Raw genomic sequence first — 19,434 nt, 5'->3', positions numbered from 1 at the left:
AAAAAAGAACCAAGCGATGCACTGATTGAGCGAAAAGAGGTGTCTTTTCGCTGCAAACATGTGCGTGGCCCGCGTAGCGTCGACGCGCGCTCAGAAGCGCACCGCATTTTCCGACGTTTGCGACGGCGATAGTTGGTGCGGCAAAGGTTTGCGACTGTAACTTTTTGTTGCAGACGCCCCCCTTTTTAAGCAGACAATTCGCTCGCGCTGTCCCTAGGCGCTCCCGACGCTCACTACGGTCACAGCCACTTCGGTACGCCAGCCATGACACACGCCAGCCACGACCTTGCTTCCATCCGCGACTTGAACTTGTCGTACCTCACGCTCGCGCGGCGCGTTCTGGCGTCCGACCGGGAAGCAGCACAGTCGCATCTGGGGCTCTCGGTGGACATGGCGGACCTGCTGCTCAAGCTCTCGCCTGAGCAGACGCAGAAGCTTGCATCGTCGTCACAAGTGCTGTGCTTTTTTCGCATGAGCACCGATGCAATGCTGGCGGGCCTCGCCGGCCGCAGCAGCGAAGCTGACACGTCGGCCGTCGCTCACGACGCCCTTCTGGCGGCCTAAAGATGACCACGACCACGCCTTCGAAAAGCCTCGCTGCGGAAGCTGCTCAGGTCATGCGCGCGATTGCGCTGATCAAGCTCGGCGCTCGCATGCAGGTTCTTGAGTCGGAAATCCCGACGCTCTCGCGTGAGCGCCTGATTCGCCTGTACCGGGAAGTGAAGGGCGCATCGCCGCCCAAGGGCATGCTGCCGTTTTCGGAGGACTGGTACCTGACGTGGGCGCCGAACATCCACACGTCGATGTTCGCGAACGTCTATGCCTTCCTCGAAGCGAATACCGAAGGGCTGGATCGTGTCGACTTGCTGACGCGCGCCTATGCGCTGTATGCCGAGCACTTCACGATGAACGGGGAGGCGTTGCAAATGGACCTGACGCGCGCCTGGACGTATATCCGTTTCAAGGACGCCGGAATCCTCCGTCTCGCGGGCTGCACGCATTGCCGCGGAAAGTTCGTCGCGCACGCACACGAGCCGTCGCATTCGATGGTGTGCGGCATCTGCCAGCCGCCGTCGCGCGCAGGCAAGACCAAGGCGGCCGCGAAAGCAGCGCTCGAGCGCGACGCCGCTCTGCAAGCACAAGCGGCTTGACCGTTCGTCCGAAAGCGGTCTTCGGCACGTTGAAGAGCCGCAAGTTCGACTGACGTCCAGCCGCGCGGTGCTCCGCTGTTACTTCCGTCCGTCGGCGGCGAACCGGGGCGGAAAGACAATACGGCCCAAGTCATCGCGCTCAAGCGGAACGTCCGGACCGTCCAGCAGCTTCTCGACCTCTTCCACCTCAGGCAACGGCGGCCACGGCCAAGCTCCAGTCGCCCACGATGGAATCTCGGTCTGACGAACGAAGCCGAACTCCTCGGGCTCGTCCCATATGGAATCGAACGTCTCGTTGAGGATTTGCTGCATATAGGCGACGTGCTCGAGACGCATCGACCACCAGTGACGGCGAACGCGGTCTTCGCCGGCGATCACGGTGCGCGATTCGAGGTCGAGCACGAACCGGTGCTTCATGTACGGGTCGCTGGCCCATAAAGAGTCCCACTCCCCGACCGCATATCGTTGCTTCACTCCTGCCAATAGTGTCCCCATTGGTGGCGTTCGCGCGCCTCGATGGCCACCGCCATGATCTCGCCTAGGCCGAACGCTGGATTTTCACGTTTTACCGCGATGAACCGGTCGACAAGCGAAGGCGCAACCCGGAGCATGCACAACGCCTTCAACTCAATGAAGTCGAAGAGGCTAGTCATTATTGGCCGATTCGCGACTAGGGCGCTAATCTCGTGGCATAGCATCGCTTCCCGACGATCTCGCAAGCCACGTTTAGCCATCACGTCAGTAAACACTGCTCGTTGCGCGAGATTGCGATCCTCAGCAGTAGCGAATTTTCTGGAATCGATCTCCAGCAGCGCGAGGTTGATCTCGTCACCGGCAGCAATGAATTCGGAGAGCACTGGTTCTTCTTGGTACATGGCGGTGAGCGTCTTACAGTAGACCCTATTAGCGGCTGAAAACGGCCATTCTTAAGAGTTCGCCTAACAGGCGTGCTCCTCTAATCAGTCGCGCAATAGTTCCGTGAGCCACGCGTCAGCAGGCCGACCGGCATCGACGTCCACGAAGAGCGCAACGCGGCCGCCCACAATGTCGCGCGACCGGAGGTCGGCCGCATCCAGCCACGGCTTCAGACGTGTTCGGCGGGCCGGAATATCTGCTGCGTTGAAATCGAGCGGGTATTCGATGGACGACTGGTCGGACTCGACCACAAGACGCATAGAATCGACGCGTATGCCGCGAAGTTCCGTGTCGACGATCCTGTTGACCGCAACGTCGAACTCACGCTCACTGCTAAGTTGGTAGGTGCGCGGCTGCTTCGCACGACGAAGATGAATGACTGCAGAGACGCGTCCGTCTGTATCGGTCAGCAAAAGCCGGTAGCGGGCAACGCGCGCCTCGCGATCGGCGCTTGCAAACACTGCGTCCTTGAACTTGCCTTTATAGGTCACGTTGGCTCCAGCGTCTATCCACGACAGGCCGTCGCGGTTCAAGCTGTGACCTTACCTTTCGGTTGCGGAAGTCAAGTCACGAGGTCAGTCGCGACGTGAACAACGTGCGCCATGAAGGCGAACTACTCATCGTGCCAGCATAGCCGTTGACCTGCCCAGTCCTAATGGATGCAGCACAAGAGGTGAAGAAAAGAAACTATGTTGTCGTTGTTCTGTTGGCTCACACGACTTAACGACGCTACACCTGTAAACTTGAGGCCGATTCTTCCGCCCCGTGACACTATGAATCTCACCGCTAGAACGATCGAAATACTCGCTGATTTCACATGCGGAGGCGGCAATGGCTGGCCGTATCGCACGGGTTCAGCCTTGATCGCCCTTTTCAATCGATACGGCTTCAAAGAGACGTATCCATACTCTGCCTCGTCACGAACCGCCTTTGCTCGCGAGAAGATCACCGAATTGGCTCCTCAAGAAGCAATGGAGAGGTTCATCTGTGACTTGGTGAGCCCAGCCAACTGGATCGAGCTGGAGCAGCCCGTCTTGCATACTCCCAAGGAATGCCTAGATAGGCTCAATAACCTTCTTGCGTTTGACAGCTATGAAGTGGTTCCGATGGGCAGGCAAGGCATTTTTCACAAGGTCGTCTTTACATCCGGCTCGCTCATCACCGTGGAGTCCATGCCCACGACATTTCCCGAGCTGACGGCAATGTTCATTGGAGAGCAAATCGTCAAGTGTCGGCAGAAGATCGATTCCGAGGACTATGACGGGGCAATCACAAACGCGCGCTCTCTCATAGAACACGTGCTTATTGCCATTGAGGCCGAACTGAGCGACCAAGCTCCAGCAACTTTTGATGGGGAACTTCCCAAGCTCTTCAATCGCGTGCGAACGTTGCTCAACATGGATGCGAGCAGAAAGGATATCTCGGACAGCCTCAAGCAGGTCATAAATGGACTGTCGTCCATCGTCATGGGGCTGGCTGCGATGAGAAACAAGATGTCGGATAGCCACGGGAAGACCTACCGCCCCGAGCGGCACCACGCAAAGCTTGCCGTCAACTCTGCGAAGACTTTGGCTGACTTCCTCTTTGAGACGAAGGACTATCAGCAGAAAAAGGGCATACTCAAGACGAAAGAAGCCGACACCAACAATTGGTAAAAAATAAGACAATGCTCAAGAACATGTTCCATCCCCGCCACTGGTTCGACTCCCACATGCAACCCGAGATGGAGTTGATGGACACCTTCGCGAAGAATATAGAAACCCAGGTAGCACAAGGCATCCAAGACTTCCATGAGAAGAAAGTGGTCGACGTGGTGAACCCCCATGAAGAAGAGTTTGCCAACGTCTTCGTTGAACATCATCTGGGCTTGGACGACCAGACCTGGGATCTGAACGAAATCTTCGAAGCGTTCTTTCCAAATCTCCAGCGTCGCTCAGCCTTCATCACTCTGTTCTCTTTCTACGAGCACGAGCTTGATTCGCTCTGCCAGCGATTCAACCGAGCCGAGAAGCTGACTTTGAGCTTAAAAGATGTCAGAGGTAACGGGCTGGAGCGAGCCACTCTCTTTTTGGAGAAGGTCGCTCAGCTACCGGTGCAGCGTGATAGTCCTCACCGGATGGAAATAAAAAACATTCAGAGTATCCGCAACCTCTTCGTTCATGCGGATGGGCGAGTGAATACACAGCGGAAGGCCGAACTCGCTTACATCAATTCATGTAACGACCTCAGCCTGAATACGCGGCATGAAGTCATGATCGGCGGCAACTTCCTCAGCCATACTCTCAGCATTTTCAAGAAGCACTTCCAAGATATCGATGCGGCCATCCAGGCAAAGTATGCAACGCAATAGCAGGCCACCAGCATGAGCCTGTGCGACCGAACCGATAACACGAGACTCACGCTGATGGCGTAGGTAGGGAAGCACCGTAACTGGTCGAGGTGGCCGGTCGCGGACACCACAGCGGCCTCGTTAGGGGCCTAGCTACAATTCTCTTCGATCGCGGATCTCGTGATATTGATGCAACTGGTCGATCTGACGCAGATCGAACTGCGATTGCAATGTGTAGTAGTTCTCAATGGCACGGTCGATTAGGTCTTGCGCTTCCTCTTTTGGGTCAAATTTAACGTCGGTGATGCCGTGTTTCGTGCTGTTTTTCGCGCTATTTATGAGATCCGCGATATCTTTTTGCGCGTCTCCATGGGGAGCCGACTCACCATCGTCATCCCGCTGCAAGAAGAGCACAGCGGTGTCTCTCATGTTTTTGAAGGCGGGGACACCACCGTTGCTCTCAATGAACTTGCCGAGGATTTCCTCGGCAGCCCCTGCCAGGTTGAGCGAGGCGAAGTACGACTTTCCCTCGAGAAAAAGGCGCAAGGCTTCATTGAGTAGCTCACATGCGACTTCGAATTTCGACGTGACGGCCATTGCTGGATTCCTTTGATGAACGTTGCCTTGAAACCGTGCCCGAGACGACAAGCTAAGTGACTGTTCGTTGACTCGAAAGCCGCCAGAACTCGCTACATCCTCGCGTCGGCATCAACGGTTTGCCGAAGGCGCGCAGCGGTGCGGTGGCTAGACAGGCCCATGAGGTTGCTTACCTGCTCGTTGGACTTGCCCGCGATGATCTGCCTGCGACCGTATGTGTTTCGAAGCAAGCGCGGACTTTCGTCGGCCGCGGACAAGCCCGCGCGGTGAAGGGCCTGGCGAACGCACTTCAACATCGTGTAGGGCTGCATCGGTTTTCCGCCTGCCGTGGCAATGAACAACCATTGCGTAGCGCACGGGATGCTTCGGCGGACCTCTTGGTACCTACGTAGAACATCAAAAGCGAGAGCATCAATCGGCACTCTACGTGCGATGCGAGGCCCGTGCTTCTCCACGAATACGGTAGGGCGCTCATCATCCATATCCAGCTCGTCGACTCGCATTTTTCGGAGTTCCGCCGCAGTGACGCCCGACGCAAGAAACAGCGCCACGATAGCCGTGTTCCTGAGTTCCTTGAAGGCCGCGCCCTTCGGCGCAACGCAGACCGCCTGAAGCCGTGCGTCGTCGTCCGAGGATAGATAGAGCGGCGTGGGTTCGTCCTCTGGCCAGCTTTCATTGACGAGCATCTGCGAGGCCGGATTATCGGCGCGCAACTCGAGATTTACGAGGTGACGCGTGAACCGGTCAATCAGCTTCAGATAGCGTAGGCGCGTCGTTGTCCCGGGCGCACAGTCCTGCGCAAGGTCGGTAAAGAAGCCGTCGAGGTGGTCCGCTCCGTAGCTGGCCACAGTCGCGCGGTGGCCGGCCAGATACTGGTTGAAGCGCGAGAACATCGAACGGTGCTGGACGATCGACTGGTCGGCGAACGCGCGTCGACCGGCGCCGGTGGCTTCTTCGCGTTGCCATTGGGCATAGGCGTCTTCCGGTGCCACGAGCCACAGGTCATCAGGCATAAAAGTAGATATACTGAAATTACGTTATTCCCATACCCTACAGCGAAGCTAACGCTTCGCCAACCCCGAGCCACCAAAAGAGGGGGCGCTCGCGGCAATCTCGCTCTCGATGGCGTCAAGGCAAGCTGCAGGTCCGCCAACGACGATTCGTGCGGAACACGCGAGCATCAGATTAACGCTCAGGCCGAAGTCCTCAATGAGGTAGCCCCGCGCACAAAAGGCACCGTTGCTTTCGGTCGCCGCCGCCTCAACGCGCGCAGCCAGCGGCGCTTCACTGGATCGATATGCCCACACGGCCTTGCCAAGCGCGACCGCAAAGCCGACTTCGAAAGCCGTGCCGCTGTCCGGCTCGCCCGCGCCCCGAAAGTCATCGAGGTTCGCCATCACAATATCGGCCGACCTGATCAATTGGACGTTCGCCGCATAGATGTAGCGCGCAGCATCCTGCGGTGTGAGAGACGAGGGGACCGCGCCGTCCAGCGGATAAAGCCCAACGAAGCCACGATCGCGGCAGAGCTGCTTCAGGCGTTCGCCGTGCTCCTTCGCGTCGCGCCGGAAGACATCGAAGCCCGCGAGGTAGATGCGCGGCTCGCTCGCGGCGCGCTCTATCGGCAGAGGCGAAGGGTCGATCCTTCCTTCACGGACCCGGCGTTTGATTCGGTTTAGCTGCTTCTTCACGGCCAAGGCACTCTTGCCGAGACTGTTTGCGATCTGCTCAACCGGTAACCCCTGATCGAGCAGATCCATCACGGCGCGTTGCGACTTCGTCGGATTTCTTTTGGACATCGGTTCGTGGCTTCGACTGCAGGGCTTTTGGAACGCCTATGAGCTTACCAATAACCCCGCGTAGTCAAGTCACTCGCTTCTCCCGCCCCAAGCTACGCGGAACCGACCAACGGCGGTTTCGAGTTCGTTGGCCTGCGTCTCCCAGCCTGTAAGAAGAGACGTATGGCATAGTGCGGAACGTCAGAAAACCCAGGGGAGAAAATGACGACCCTCTCGAACATCGAAGAAAGGATTAGGAAATTGCAGGCTCGAGCAGACGCGATTCAAAAGAAGCAGGCCATTGCTGCCGTCGCAAAAATTCATTCGCTCATGAAAGAGCACGGCCTGACAATCGACGACCTGACTAGTCGAGGTAGAGCCGACGCAGGAAAGGACTCGGCCAACGCTGCGCTAGCTGCGACCGGCAAATATCGCGATCCGAAAACGGGCGCAACGTGGAGCGGTCGAGGCCGAGCGCCGGCGTGGATAGCGAACGCTAAGAATCGTGCGAGATTCCTGGTCTCTGCGGCCGTCGAGTCCAACGATAGCGACTCGGGCAAGCGCACCGGCAACTACCCTCGCGGTCCCCAACCGGCGAAGTACCGCGATCCCAAATCGGGAGCAGAGTGGAGCGGCCGCGGCAAGGCGCCGGGATGGTTGGCATCGGTGAAGGACAAAACCAAGTTTCTGATCTCCGCTGCTGATACCAAAGCGGCTGGCACTAAGAAGCCGAAGTCAGAAACAAACGCGACGCCCGCGCGCTCCACTAAGGCCGCAAAGACGCCCATCGCGGCAAAGGCGCCCCGCGCGAAGCGGACATAGCCGCGCAGGGTGGGGCGTCTTCTTTCTTTAAAGAAGGCCGAGCCGTCAGCAGCCGCTCGCCAACGCCTGCTTACGCTTCCGTCTTAAACACGGCCATCGTCGCGCGCAGCGTTTCGGCCTGATCTTGAAGCGAACCGGCAGCGGCGGCTGCCTGCTCGACGAGCGCTGCATTTTGCTGGGTGACCTCGTCCATCTGGGCAATCGCCGTATTCACCTGCTCGATGCCGCGACTCTGTTCGTTGGAAGCCGACGCGATCTCGTCCATGATGTCGGTGACCTTCTGGATGGCTGCGCCGATCTTGGTCATCGTCTCTCCGGCCTGCCCGACGAGTGCGGTGCCAGCGTGGACGCGCGAACTGGACGCCTCAATCAACTCGCGAATTTCCTTGGCGGCCGTCGAAGACCGTTGCGCGAGACTACGCACTTCGCCCGCGACCACTGCGAAACCGCGTCCTTGTTCGCCGGCCCGCGCGGCCTCGACCGCAGCGTTGAGTGCCAGGATGTTCGTCTGGAACGCAATGCCCTCGATCATGCCGATGATCTCAGCGATCTTGTGCGAGCTTTGCTCGATGTCTGCCATCGTGCCAACGACGTTCGTCACGATCGTCGCGCCTTCTTGGGCAACGTCGCGCGCATTGCCGGCCAAGCCGCTTGCCTGACGAGCGTTTTCAGAGTTGTGCTTCACGGCCGCCGTCAGCTCTTCCATGCTGGCTGCTGTTTCTTCGAGCGACGCTGCCTGCTGCTCGGTGCGCGACGACAAGTCCGTGTTGCCCACGGCGATTTCGCGGCTGGCATTGGCGATCGTATTAGCGGACGTCTTCACACTGTCAACGGCTGACAGCAGTTGCGTGCGCATGCGGGCCATCGAATACATGAGGCTGGAGCGGTCATCCGCGACTGTGGCCACGTCCACAGCGAGATTGTTGTCCGCGATCTGATTGGCCACTTCGGCTGCGTATGCAGGTTCGCCGCCCATCGAGCGAAGAATGCCGCGATTGAGCCGCGCCACGATCAAACTGAGCACGGTTGCAATGACGACGAGGGCACCGAGACTCCATTCAAGCGACGTGTAGAACGCTGCATTGATGTCGTCGATATATACGCCGGTTGTGATGAGCCAGTCCCATGGCTGATACAGGGATACGTAGGACATTTTCGGCAGGATTTCACTGGTACCGGGCTTCGCGAACGAATAGTACGCGTACCCCACTCCCTGTCGCTTGCCTACATCAATGAGCTCGCGATATAGATAGACGCCGTTCGGGTCCTTGAAGTCCATCATGGTCTTACCAACAAATTCGGGCTTCATCGGATGCACGAGCACCTTCGCCTGCGAGTCGAAAACACTGAAATAGCCGTTGTCGCCAAAGCGAATGCCGCTGATCGCGTTCAGCGCACCTTTTTGCGCTTGCTCTTGGGTCATCGCACCGGTACTGGCCTGCTGTGCGAATTCGCGGACGATGCTGTTAGCGACCTCGGTCGCGTGCCTGAGGTCCAGCTGCGTCTGTTCTGTTCGGATCGAGCGCATGCGATAGGCGTCGCCGATGGAGATCCCTGCAAGGCATACAAGGCTGAGCAGGAGAGGAAGCCAGAGTTTTCGAGAAAAGGTCATGTCGTTGTTCAGTCGGTGTTGGGCGGGCGGTGCGTTAAACGGCGGCGCTTTCCATGAGCGCCATCTCCTCGCTCGTCATGAGCTTCTCGATGTCCATCAAGATCAACATACGGTCGTCGATTGTCCCGATGCCCGTGATGTAGTCCGTGGCGAGCGTCGAATTGAAGCTGGGGGCGGGTCGTATTTGCTCGGGAGCGAGCGTCTGGACGTCTGAGACACCGTCTACGACGATGCCGGCGACACGGCCTGCTACGTTGAGCACGACGACGACCGTCTGGTCGTCATACGTCGCGCGTTCCAGTTGAAACTTCAGCCGCATGTCCGCGATCGGGACGATCACGCCGCGGAGGTTGATCACGCCTTTGATAAACGCCGGCGCACTGGCCACGCGAGTCACTGCGTCGTAACCTCGAAGCTCCTGGACTTTCAGGATGTCGATCCCGTAGTGCTCGTCGCCCAACGTGAAGACGAGGAATTCCTTGCTGCCGGCCTCACGCGCGCCGTGTCTTTGTTCGCGGTTCATCTCTTTCCAAAACCAGTAGTTCGTTTCTTCGCAACTGGACAGCTGCCGTGTTGCGTTCCCGGCATAGAACGGCAGCTTGGAAAAAAACTGAACAGCGGATTACGTATTTGGTGTCGTCGACCGACTTTAGCTCCATACCGGTAGGTTCTACCTATCGCAGTGGGAAATAGTCAGTATCTCGCGTTAAGGTCGACCGCTTTTTGCCCATAGAGCGGGGAAGGAAGGTGACATTAGGCAGCTATTCGATTTCCACAGGCGATCCCTGGGAGATGAAGCAACCGGCGACCGGCCGTGCCCGCAGTACTTACAGCGACGCCTTCCCAAATGCACGTCTTGAACAATAACAACCGGTCCCTCGTATCCCTAATGAACCTGCACAACCTCAAGGTCGGCGCTCGGCTGACTATCGGCTTTGGCATCGTCGTCGTCCTGCTACGCGTGATCGCGGCGATCAACTTCCTAAGCATGCGCGGTCTGAACAGCGAACTCACGCTGATCACCGATGACCGATTGGTCAAGGCAGCCGAAGTCAGCAAAGCGAAAGACGCCGCAAGCCTCACCGTATTGCGCTTGCAGCGAGCCGCAATCACCGGACGGGCAGAAGATATCGAGACAATGAAGGCCGGTGTCGTTGAAGCCTCAAAGGCCACATCGCAGCGCCTTGAACGTGTCGATCGCATGATCACGTCGCCACGGGGCCGGGAAATGTTCAGTGCGCTCGTCGAAGCTCGTGGTCGCAACACCGCTGCCCGTAACGAGACAATCACTCTCCTGACGGCGGGCAAGATCGAAGAGGCTCGTGCGCACATTACGGGACCTGTTGCCGACGCACAGGCCAAATACTTTGCGGCTCTTGACGGTCTTCTCGCATACCAATTCGAGCTCGTCGATGAATCCGCCAAGCAGGCGCATTCCGCCTACGATCGCGCGGTGGCTCTCTCGTTGGCGGCGACGATCGCGGCTGTACTCGTCGCTATCGCGGCAATGCTTGTCATCACTCGTTCGGTGACAAAGCCCTTGGGTAGCGCGCTCGAGGCAATGAAGGCGCTGGAGCAAGGCGACCTCACGCACCGAGTGCACGCAAATGGCCGCGATAAACTCGCGACGTTGATGCTCGCAGTGCAAGCCGCGTTTGCGAAGCTTTCCTCGCTCGCGAACGGCATCAAAGAGTCGGTGGACGTCATTAGAACGGCGTCGGGCGAGATCGCGGCGGGCAGTACGGACCTTTCGTCACGCACGGAGCAGCAGGCCGCATCGTTGGAAGAAACTGCGGCGAGCATGGAAGAGCTGACCGCGACGGTCAAGCAGAATGCCGAGAACGCGAAACAGGCCAGCGGGCTTGCGGACAACGCGAGCGCAGTCGCCAATGAGGGAAGTGCGATTGTCAGTCAGGTCGTCGACACAATGACCGGCATTGAGCATAGCTCTGCGAAGATCGCGGAGATCATCGGCATTATCGAAGGCATCGCTTTCCAGACGAACATCCTCGCCCTCAACGCCGCCGTTGAAGCGGCTCGCGCGGGAGAACAGGGTCGCGGCTTCGCGGTCGTTGCGAGTGAGGTCCGCAGCCTGGCACAGCGCTCGTCGACTGCAGCCAAAGAGATCAGAGAGCTCATCGAAATGTCCGGCGGGCGAGTGCAGGCGGGGACCGAACTGGTCGCGCGGGCAGGCGAGACGATGCAGCGCGTCGGTACGGCCATTCAGCGCGTCACGGACATCATGGGTGAAATCGCGTCCGCGTCCAACGAACAGAGCCGTGGCATCGAGCAAGTGAATCAAGCCATCTCGCAGATGGACGAAGTCACGCAGCAGAACGCGGCGCTTGTTGAGGAAGCAGCGGCGGCAGCCGGTTCGATGGAAGACCAAGCGAAGCAACTGACGGCAGCCGTCGGCGAGTTCCGGACCGGCCAGACGCTCGCCCTCCAGTCAACTTATCACCGCGCGCCCCCGACGCCGCAACATGAAGTCGCCAAAAAGAGTGGGGCAGCGACGCGTGTATCGAAGCCGCCAGTAGCGCCCAAGCAGGCAGCAGTTGTTGCGGCCGCTGACGGCGACTGGTCGACGTTCTGATCGCGGCAGGAGGCCCGGCCTTGACAGTCAACGCGTTGCCCTCTACAGCAGACAGAACGTCACCGGCGTTGGTCGCCGACAGCACGGACGGAAAGCGTTTAGTTCGCAAGCAGGTAAGCGATATGGTCATCCAATTGCACCAGCTTCGTCGGCGACTCGCAGGTATAGAAAGCGGTGCGTCTCTGGAAGCGATTGAATCCGTGGTGAAAGCTTGTCTCGAACTCGACGCGTTCCTTCGGTCGGATGTCCCGCGCTAGAGGACCAGGAAATGAAAACGCCTAATGACGAAAGCCCATCCCTGCGCCGCGAGGCGTTTCGCTGCACCGGGCAACAACTCGACGCTATCTTGCGATTCGCGGAGCAGCGGTGTTTCGAGGAGCGGCCGTTGCAATGGGTGGTCGCTCAATATCTTCTGTCGCCGGCGGGCCCGGCCTGACAGTCAGCCGCCTGGCGCGGCGGGCCGTATTAGACCGCGACCGCAACGCATTTTGGTGATGTGTCGTGCGTTGCTTGCAAGCGCAGTAGCCGCCTGAACGAAGTGCGCTTTTGCGCAGAAGGGAAAGAAGGAAGGATTCACCGATGGTAACTGCTCAAACGCGTTTGTTGGTGGTCGATGACATGGCCACCATGCGCAATCTGATCCGCAAAATGCTGAGGGCGGTCGGTTACACGACCGTCGACGAAGCAGAGGACGGAGTATCAGCGCTCGAGAAGTTGCGCGCACAGAAATTTGATCTGGTCATCACCGATTGGAACATGCCGAATATGGACGGGCTGACGCTCCTGCAGGAGATTCGCAAGTCGGAGGATTTTGCCGAACTGCCGGTCTTGATGGTGACCGCTGAGAAGAGGCGCGAAAACGTACTTGCGGCGATTCAGGCCGGGGCTAACGGCTATATCGTGAAGCCGTTTTCTGAGGCTGCGCTCGCAGACAAGCTGGCTCAAATTTCACCGCCTGCAGTGGACGCCGCCCCGACAGATCAGGACGCTAACGTATTCGCCGCGGTCTTCGAAAGGACCATGTGACGTCTACCGCTCACACTGTTTCAATTTGTTGCAAATGACCGCCCCCCGCATGGTGAAGATTTCAACGCTCGCACCGTTAAGGACTTATGCAAGCGAAAAACGAAACCATAAAGATCAGTCGACGAACAACTCCGTCATGCCGGAACCGATCAACGTCCGGCGTGGGACAAAAGAAACAGACTACGCCGCCACTCTGCAGCACTTCGACGCCGTTGCCGCCGCTAGCTCGGCGGTTAGGCTTTCGTCGACTTCCGCGTTGGGCACGTCGAGCGCGACCGACATCGACGCAGACAAGGTTGCAGCCATCAAAGCCGCGCTGCGCAACGGCACCTACAGTATCGATTCGGCCAGCATCGCCGACGGAATGCTTGGCATGGCGCGCGATCTACTGCAAAAGACGGCAGGCTGAGCATCGGCGAAAGCACGCCCACATGCATTCGACTGTGTCGACGTGTAGGCTGCGTTTGATCGGTCAGATGCCGTAGACCGTATTAAATCTGTCACTCTTGCGCCAATAATTTTGTCAACTCGCCGTGGGAACCGATGCCCGTGCCCGCTCGGCCTTGCGAGACAAAGGTTTCCCGGAGCGAAATAATTGTGTCACCAGCGAAGCTAAGTTCGGCAGGGTTGGGCGACAAGCAGGGCAGCAAGGTCTCAGTCCGGCCAGTTGCGGTCGCCTATCGTCTGCGGCCGAGCGGCCGCTGTCGAACTGGTTTGAGCCGGTCGCCCAGTGGACGGATAACGCCACAACGGGCCCGTGTGCTCCCGGCCCGTTGTGGCGTTAGATATGCTAAGCATCGCTAAAAAACGGCGGAAAAGCGTGCCTTCGATCACGCTGCCTTGAGGAGTCCAAGTTGCTGCAACGCCGTCACGCCGTCGTCCAGCCTGATTTCTTCGACGATCTTGCCACCATTGAGCCGTAGCACGGTCGTGCCAGTGAAGCGCATATTCCGTCCGGTCGCGGCCGGCAACGATCCAATGAGGAAATCGCCGAATGCCGGGCCGGTGTGTGTGCCTCCCCCCTCCCAACGCCCGACCACATAGTCCCCCTCGGCGATGAGATCAGCGGCACCCCAGAAGTTGAGGTCCGTGAATGCTTCGCGGAAATCGGTCATGAATGCCTTGATGTCATCGCGGCCACGACGCGGCTCGTGCAGCGAGTAGTGCAGAAGCATGTCAGGCGCAGCAAGCTCATCGACGATGTCGAGGTTGCAGGTCTTGCCCCAGAAATCGGTGAACCAGCGGCCTACGATGGCCTTGTTGTCATCTTTTTTGGACATGGTGAATTCCTCATTGACGGTGGTTGAAACAGAGAAGCAAGATCGCCTCTGTCCGCCTGAACAATATCGAGGCAAACAGTCAACGGCCCCCCGTTTCTTGACGTGTTACTCGAAACCCGCCGCGTAACTGCGGAGCATCAAGCGGGAGTGGTCAAGGGCGATAAAAACCGCATGCGTTGAGCGTGGTTTCCGTTCACAGAAATTAAATAACAAGAAACGGAGTGTTTGTATCGAGCGGCTGCCATAGATTGATCATTCAATCCCGCAGTAGCCGACATCGGCGCACGACGTAGGGCGCGATCGAACCTCGCTTATCGCGCACGCGCCAAAGATGTCAATCCTCCGCACCGGCATCGCGTTCGCCAGTCTTTCATTGAACGGAGTTTAACCATGCTGCCATTTCTCTCGCTTCACGCTCTCGCTGCGCAACGCGGTGACGGACTGCGCCCTGAGCTGCTAGCTCTATTTGAACGCCATGCCGGATTGGAGACCGGTCTCGATGCCATCATCGAACCGGACGAAACACAGCCCCTTAACCAGGTGGACGTCGTGCCCAAAGAGCCAGTCAAGTAGTGAGGGGCTGCTGCCAACTACCCGAAACGTTTCCTGGAGCCTTTTTACTTTTCTGACGATGCGAATTCCTATGACTGACAAGGCTCACTTGATGATCGACTACCCTGACTGTCTCGCTCTCGAGCATGGCACTTTTATATTGCGTGGGTTTGCGCTGCGCTATGGGGAAGAGGTGGCCGCGCGAATTCGGACAGCGGGATAAGTGGAACGCCCGGGGCTTAGCCAGCGATAATGCAAGCAAAGGAACCGAGGACATGACGAAGAGAACCCGACGCACGCTCGACACTGATTGCCGACGCCCGTTAGCCTCTCGGACAGCGACGGGCGTTCCATACGCTGCATTTCGGCAAGCCATCCTGCGCGCGGTTTGGTTTCGTGCGTGGTGCCGGACAGCGATGCGCGCGCAGCGGCAGTGGACTATGCCACACGCCTTGCCGGAAACCGCCGGCCGCGGAGCAGGCCACCCCGCAGCGGCTGCGCGACGGGGCCACCTCGACAATCCCGCCGAGATGCGCAGTCGGACTATAACAGTCGTACTCCGGCACCTGCCTTTGAAGATGCATCGGCCCTGACCAGCAGCAACGGGACGATTCGGGCTAGTCTGACAAAATCAACACATCTCGGGGAAGCACGGATGCAGTGTCCTTGCTATGGACTCTGAGCAACGATTTCACGACAGGCGCCGTAAGGCGAACGGTCCATCGCTCAACTGTTGGCGAAGAAAATCGACCGCCACGCGCACCTTCGCTGATGCGGACGAACGCGCCGTCGACACGGCCCATACATCGGCGAGACGCGAATAGTCCGGCAGGATGCGCACCAGTTTCCCCGATTCGATGCTGTCCGCCACGTCCCATTCGGACGCCATAATGATGCCGTGCCCGTCGAGCGCCCATTCGCGGACGATGTCGCTCTGGTTCGACGCCATCGGCCCGGTGACCTTCACTGCTTCGGCGCCGTTCGGACCGTTCAGTTGCCAGACGCCGAACGCCTGCTGGCGGTCGCGGAAGGCCAGGCAATCGTGCTGCACGAGGTCGGGCAGCGAACGCGGCGCGCCGCGAGCCTCGACATAACGCGGCGAGGCACACAGCACGCGCGTGCTCTCAGCGACCTTGTGCGGAATCACACTGGCTTCCTGCACATCGCCCACGCGAATATCGAGATCGAAGCTCTCTCCGGCCACATCGACGCGGCGGTCCAGAAGTTCCAGCCATATCTCGAGCTCGGTGTGGCGCGTGCGCAGCATCGAGAGAATCGGCGTCACGTGTAGGCGACCGAGCCGCAGACTCGTGCTGATGCGCAACATGCCGCGGGGCTCGCGTTCGCCGCCTGCGAGCAGGTCGTTCATCTCCTCGATTTCCTCGAGAATGCGGCGCGCCCGGTTGTAGGCGATGTCGCCATCTTCCGTCACCGCGACGCGCCGCGTCGTGCGATGAAAGAGCTGCACGCCCCACATTGCTTCGAGCGCCGCGATGCGTTTGCTCACGTAGGGTGGCGACGTCCCCAGCTCCGCCGCCGCCGCGATAAAACTCCCACGACGCGCCACGGTGCAGAGCACCCGCAAGTCGCGTATATAAAGCTCATTACTCATCGTTAGGTTATTTATGGAATGTCTTTAAGGTGAATAATATCCGACGAGGTTCATAGTAACCTAACCCCATAGAAAATGAATCGTTGGAATCATCAGGGAGACACGACATGGCAGCAGGCCGAACGGGCGGCGCATTCCTCGCCATCTGGCACGACATCGAACGTGGCGAAGAGAGCGAATTTGAGCATTGGCATGCGCGCGAACATATGCCGGAGCGCATCGGCATTCCGGGGTTTCTGATGGCACGTCGTTACGTCGACTGGTCGCGTCCGAAGCACGGCTGCTTCACCCTCTACGATGGCGCGCATATCGAAACCTTCCGCTCGCCGGGCTACCTCGCGCGCCTCAACGACCCAACCGACTGGTCGAAGCGTGTGCATCCCATCTTTCGCAACTTCATTCGCGGCGCGTGCGTGGAGCGGGCTGCGACGGGCGGCGGAATCGGCGGCGCCTGCTCGACGTATCGACTGACCCTCGATGCGAGCCGGCACGACGATGTCCTGCGTTATTGCGCGGCGGCGCTTTACGACATCTCGTCGCTCGATGGCGTCACGAGCGTGCGCGTCGGCGCGAATGTCGCGGACATCACGAGCGTGCGCACGAAGGAAACCGAACTCAAGGGGCCGAACCGCGAAGACGTGTTCGATGCGGTGGTGATCGTCGAAGGCATCGGCCTCGGCGAACTGAATGCCGCTCAACCGCTCGTGCTCGACCTTCTACGCACCGACGGCCTGCTCGATGCCGACGCCGCGCATTACCGGCTTTCGCAACTGCTTTCGGCGGCGCACTGAGCGCACGCGCAAACACATTCATCGACAAGACGGCATAAGGAGGAGACCCATGACCGCATCGATACAAGAGACGAGCGACGCGCGGCTTCAGCGGGAGACCATGTCGACCGTCATCCGCAAGATTTCGCCCTTCGTCGGGTTGCTGTTTTTCGTGGCCTTCTTGGACCGCGTGAACGTGAGCTTCGCCGCCCTCACGATGAAGGCTGATCTCGCCCTGTCCGACATCGCCTACGGCACGGGCGCAGGGCTGTTTTTCATCGGCTATTTTCTGGCGGAGATTCCGAGCAACATGATGCTGGAGCGCTTCGGCGCGCGGCGCTGGCTGGCTCGCATCATGATTAGCTGGGGCGTGATTTCGGTGGCGATGGCCTTCGTGCAGGGCGAAGTCTCGTTCTACGTGCTGCGCTTTCTGCTCGGTCTGGGCGAAGCGGGTTTCTATCCCGGCCTCATGCTGTACTTCACGTATTGGTTCCCGGTGCAATATCGAGCGCGCGTGATCGGCTTTTTGATGTTCGCGATTCCCATTGCGAGCTTTGTCGGCGCGCCGCTCTCCACCGGAATCATGACCCTCTTCGACGGCTCACACGGCATGCCGGGCTGGCGCTGGCTGTTCGTGATCGAAGGGCTGCCCGCCGTGATTCTCGGCTTCGTCACCATGCGCTATCTCGCCGATAACCCGCTGAAAGCGCGCTGGCTGAGAGACGATCAGAAATCGTGGCTCTTGAACAAGCTCGAAGGCGAACGTTCGCTGGCGAAAGCGCATGCGAAAGGCGGCTGGTTCCGTGCGATCTCGAATCCGAAAGTGCTGTGCGTCGTGCTGATTCTCGCGCTTAACGGACTCGCCACGAACGGCGTCAACTTCTGGCTGCCGCAGCTCGTGAAGAGCTTCGGGCTGTCGACGTTTCAGACGGGACTGGTGGCATCGATTCCTTATGGCTGCGCGGGGATCGTCGTGGTGTTCTGGGGATTGCATTCGGACCTGAAGCGCGAGCGCGTGTGGCATTACGCGATTGCCGGATGGGTCGCAGCGGCGGGACTCTTCATCGCGGGGTTCACGTTGAATCAGCCGGTGCTGAACATCGCGGCGTTGACGTTGGCCGTCATCGGCGTGAACGCGACGCAGCCCGCGTTCTGGACCATGACCGGACTCGTGCTCGCGGGCAGCAATGCGGCGGCCGTCGGCTTCGCGTTCGTCAACTCGCTCGGCAATCTGACGGGCTATGTCGGGCCCGTACTGGTCGGCTGGCTAAATCAGAGCACGGGCAGCTTCGGCACCGCGCTTCTCGTGCTCGGCTGCACGACCGTCGTCATGGGCGCGCTGCCGTTCACGCTGCGGCGCTATATCGTCGAACAGGAGCGCGGCGGCGATACGCTGGCGCAGGAGGCGGCTCAGGCGCTGGACGATACATCGGTGGCTTCAGGCAAGACGCGAGTGAGCGTCTGAGCATCGACATAAGGAAAACAGTCATGAAAGTTTTGATTACGGGCGGCGGCGGCTTTCTCGGCGCGTGGATCGTGCGGACGCTGGCGGCGCGCGGCATCGGCGTGCGGGTAATGGAGTTGCGCGAAGACCGGCGCATCGCGCGCGCGGTGGCAGGCGAAATGGCCGATACGCTCGACTGGGTCACCGGCGATGTGCGCGATGCCGGCGATGTGCGCGCCGCCCTGCGCGATTGCGATCACGTCATCCATCTAGCCGGCCTGCTGACGCCGGCGTGCCAGCAAGACCCACTGCTCGGCGCGGCGGTGAATGTGGCCGGCACGCTCAACGTCTTCGAGGCGGCGAAGGACGCAGGTATCCGCAAGGTGCTGTATTCGAGCAGCGGCGGCGTGTACGGCCCCGACGATCCAAACTTCCCCCTGCCGACCACACACTACGGCGCGTTCAAGCTCGCTAATGAAGGATCGGCGCGTGCTTACTGGCTGAAGCATGGCATCGCGAGCATCGGCTTCCGGCCCTTCGTCATCTACGGGCCGGGACGCGAAACGGGCCTCACGGCGGGACCGACGCTTGCATGTCGCGCCGTCGCGTTGGGTGAGGCTTATACGATTCCGTACACGGGGCGCTCCGGCCTCGTGTTCGTCGGCGATGTCGCGGCGGCGTATGAACGTGCCATCGTCACACCGTTCGATGGCGCGCACGTCGTCAATCAGGCGGGGCACAGCACCGACATTAACGAGGTGATTCATGAACTGCGCCAGATCGATCCAGCAGCGGATATCCGCGCCGACGGTCCGCCGATGCCGAGTCTTTCGACGGCGAACGGCTTTACCGGCGAAGACGTGCTAGGCCCTTTGGATGTGACGCCGGTCAGCGCGGGTTTGCGCATCACGGTGCAGCATTATCGCGAGGCGCTCGTTGTCTGATGGACACGA

Annotated in this window: 22 protein-coding genes; 12 read left to right on the top strand and 10 right to left on the bottom strand. The window is 59.4% G+C overall.

The genetic code is table 11. From position 1 onward, the window contains the following. Positions 1 to 309: 309 nt before the first annotated feature. Together LDZ27_RS26830 and flhC are read left to right on the top strand one after the other, a co-directional pair. On the top strand, positions 310 to 564 hold the full coding sequence (locus LDZ27_RS26830; protein WP_244818576.1) for a flagellar transcriptional regulator FlhD: 255 nt from the start codon (positions 310 to 312) through the stop codon (positions 562 to 564). Positions 565 to 566: 2 nt separating this feature from the next. Continuing rightward, positions 567 to 1,151 (top strand): flagellar transcriptional regulator FlhC, encoded by a 585-nt coding sequence (flhC, locus tag LDZ27_RS26825; RefSeq protein WP_244818575.1) that lies wholly within the window; start codon positions 567 to 569, stop codon positions 1,149 to 1,151. 78 nt (positions 1,152 to 1,229) lie between these two features. On the opposite strand, the gene LDZ27_RS26820 is transcribed toward flhC, so the two are convergent. The 3 genes from LDZ27_RS26820 to LDZ27_RS26810 all read right to left on the bottom strand — a co-directional run bounded on the left by LDZ27_RS26820 (position 1,230) and on the right by LDZ27_RS26810 (position 2,557). Continuing rightward, positions 1,230 to 1,568 (bottom strand): hypothetical protein, encoded by a 339-nt coding sequence (locus tag LDZ27_RS26820; RefSeq protein ID WP_244818574.1) that lies wholly within the window; start codon positions 1,566 to 1,568, stop codon positions 1,230 to 1,232. 53 nt (positions 1,569 to 1,621) lie between these two features. Further along, entirely contained in the window at positions 1,622 to 2,026 is a 405-nt protein-coding gene (locus LDZ27_RS26815; RefSeq protein WP_244818573.1) for a hypothetical protein, read from the bottom strand. 84 nt (positions 2,027 to 2,110) lie between these two features. Beyond that, positions 2,111 to 2,557 (bottom strand): hypothetical protein, encoded by a 447-nt coding sequence (locus tag LDZ27_RS26810; protein WP_244818572.1) that lies wholly within the window; start codon positions 2,555 to 2,557, stop codon positions 2,111 to 2,113. Between the two features lie 282 nt (positions 2,558 to 2,839). Here LDZ27_RS26810 and LDZ27_RS26805 point away from each other — a divergent pair, with 282 nt between their 5' ends. After that, entirely contained in the window at positions 2,840 to 3,721 is an 882-nt protein-coding gene (locus LDZ27_RS26805; RefSeq protein WP_244818571.1) for an abortive infection family protein, read from the top strand. Between the two features lie 11 nt (positions 3,722 to 3,732). Beyond that, positions 3,733 to 4,416: a hypothetical protein gene (locus LDZ27_RS26800; RefSeq protein ID WP_244818570.1), complete on the top strand. Its 684-nt coding sequence runs from the start codon at positions 3,733 to 3,735 to the stop codon at positions 4,414 to 4,416. A gap of 132 nt (positions 4,417 to 4,548) precedes the next feature. Here LDZ27_RS26800 and LDZ27_RS26795 read toward each other — a convergent pair whose 3' ends face one another. From LDZ27_RS26795 to LDZ27_RS26785, 3 genes are all read right to left on the bottom strand, one after another. Next, complete coding sequence (locus LDZ27_RS26795) at positions 4,549 to 4,992, bottom strand: hypothetical protein (RefSeq protein ID WP_244818569.1); 444 nt, start codon at positions 4,990 to 4,992, stop codon at positions 4,549 to 4,551. A 92-nt stretch (positions 4,993 to 5,084) separates the two neighbouring features. After that, positions 5,085 to 6,005: a site-specific integrase gene (locus tag LDZ27_RS26790; RefSeq protein ID WP_244818568.1), complete on the bottom strand. Its 921-nt coding sequence runs from the start codon at positions 6,003 to 6,005 to the stop codon at positions 5,085 to 5,087. 48 nt (positions 6,006 to 6,053) lie between these two features. Beyond that, complete coding sequence (locus LDZ27_RS26785) at positions 6,054 to 6,752, bottom strand: nucleoside 2-deoxyribosyltransferase (protein ID WP_370653505.1); 699 nt, start codon at positions 6,750 to 6,752, stop codon at positions 6,054 to 6,056. Between the two features lie 240 nt (positions 6,753 to 6,992). On the opposite strand from LDZ27_RS26785, the gene LDZ27_RS26780 reads away from it, so the two are divergent. Further along, positions 6,993 to 7,592: an H-NS histone family protein gene (locus LDZ27_RS26780; RefSeq protein WP_244818567.1), complete on the top strand. Its 600-nt coding sequence runs from the start codon at positions 6,993 to 6,995 to the stop codon at positions 7,590 to 7,592. A 70-nt stretch (positions 7,593 to 7,662) separates the two neighbouring features. Here LDZ27_RS26780 and LDZ27_RS26775 read toward each other — a convergent pair whose 3' ends face one another. Together LDZ27_RS26775 and LDZ27_RS26770 are read right to left on the bottom strand one after the other, a co-directional pair. Further along, positions 7,663 to 9,204 (bottom strand): methyl-accepting chemotaxis protein, encoded by a 1,542-nt coding sequence (locus LDZ27_RS26775; RefSeq protein WP_244818566.1) that lies wholly within the window; start codon positions 9,202 to 9,204, stop codon positions 7,663 to 7,665. A gap of 34 nt (positions 9,205 to 9,238) precedes the next feature. After that, positions 9,239 to 9,727, bottom strand: a complete 489-nt coding sequence (locus LDZ27_RS26770) for a chemotaxis protein CheW (protein WP_244818565.1) — start codon at positions 9,725 to 9,727, stop codon at positions 9,239 to 9,241. 366 nt (positions 9,728 to 10,093) lie between these two features. On the opposite strand from LDZ27_RS26770, the gene LDZ27_RS28955 reads away from it, so the two are divergent. The 3 genes from LDZ27_RS28955 to flgM all read left to right on the top strand — a co-directional run bounded on the left by LDZ27_RS28955 (position 10,094) and on the right by flgM (position 13,232). Further along, complete coding sequence (locus LDZ27_RS28955) at positions 10,094 to 11,797, top strand: methyl-accepting chemotaxis protein (protein WP_304657621.1); 1,704 nt, start codon at positions 10,094 to 10,096, stop codon at positions 11,795 to 11,797. Between the two features lie 579 nt (positions 11,798 to 12,376). Next, entirely contained in the window at positions 12,377 to 12,823 is a 447-nt protein-coding gene (locus LDZ27_RS26755; RefSeq protein WP_244818564.1) for a response regulator, read from the top strand. Between the two features lie 34 nt (positions 12,824 to 12,857). Then, on the top strand, positions 12,858 to 13,232 hold the full coding sequence (flgM, locus tag LDZ27_RS26750) for a flagellar biosynthesis anti-sigma factor FlgM (protein WP_244818563.1): 375 nt from the start codon (positions 12,858 to 12,860) through the stop codon (positions 13,230 to 13,232). Positions 13,233 to 13,653: 421 nt separating this feature from the next. Here the strand turns inward: flgM and LDZ27_RS26745 are convergent, their stop codons facing one another. After that, complete coding sequence (locus LDZ27_RS26745) at positions 13,654 to 14,103, bottom strand: ester cyclase (RefSeq protein ID WP_244818562.1); 450 nt, start codon at positions 14,101 to 14,103, stop codon at positions 13,654 to 13,656. Between the two features lie 390 nt (positions 14,104 to 14,493). On the opposite strand from LDZ27_RS26745, the gene LDZ27_RS26740 reads away from it, so the two are divergent. Next, entirely contained in the window at positions 14,494 to 14,676 is a 183-nt protein-coding gene (locus tag LDZ27_RS26740; RefSeq protein WP_244818561.1) for a hypothetical protein, read from the top strand. 670 nt (positions 14,677 to 15,346) lie between these two features. On the opposite strand, the gene LDZ27_RS26735 is transcribed toward LDZ27_RS26740, so the two are convergent. Further along, positions 15,347 to 16,267, bottom strand: coding sequence for a LysR family transcriptional regulator (locus LDZ27_RS26735; RefSeq protein ID WP_244818560.1), 921 nt, complete (start codon positions 16,265 to 16,267; stop codon positions 15,347 to 15,349). Positions 16,268 to 16,374: 107 nt separating this feature from the next. Here LDZ27_RS26735 and LDZ27_RS26730 point away from each other — a divergent pair, with 107 nt between their 5' ends. The 3 genes from LDZ27_RS26730 to LDZ27_RS26720 are packed head-to-tail and all read left to right on the top strand — an operon-like array spanning position 16,375 to position 19,425. Beyond that, a complete protein-coding gene (locus LDZ27_RS26730; protein ID WP_244818559.1) occupies positions 16,375 to 17,058 on the top strand; it encodes a hypothetical protein in 684 nt (227 codons plus the stop codon). Between the two features lie 49 nt (positions 17,059 to 17,107). Then, a complete protein-coding gene (locus LDZ27_RS26725) occupies positions 17,108 to 18,502 on the top strand; it encodes an MFS transporter (RefSeq protein WP_244818558.1) in 1,395 nt (464 codons plus the stop codon). A gap of 23 nt (positions 18,503 to 18,525) precedes the next feature. Beyond that, positions 18,526 to 19,425, top strand: a complete 900-nt coding sequence (locus LDZ27_RS26720) for an NAD(P)-dependent oxidoreductase (protein WP_244818557.1) — start codon at positions 18,526 to 18,528, stop codon at positions 19,423 to 19,425. Positions 19,426 to 19,434 lie beyond the last annotated feature (9 nt).

Source organism: Caballeronia sp. Lep1P3, assembly GCF_022879595.1.
Classification (GTDB): domain Bacteria; phylum Pseudomonadota; class Gammaproteobacteria; order Burkholderiales; family Burkholderiaceae; genus Caballeronia.
This window is presented reverse-complemented; position numbering and strand designations above follow the sequence as displayed.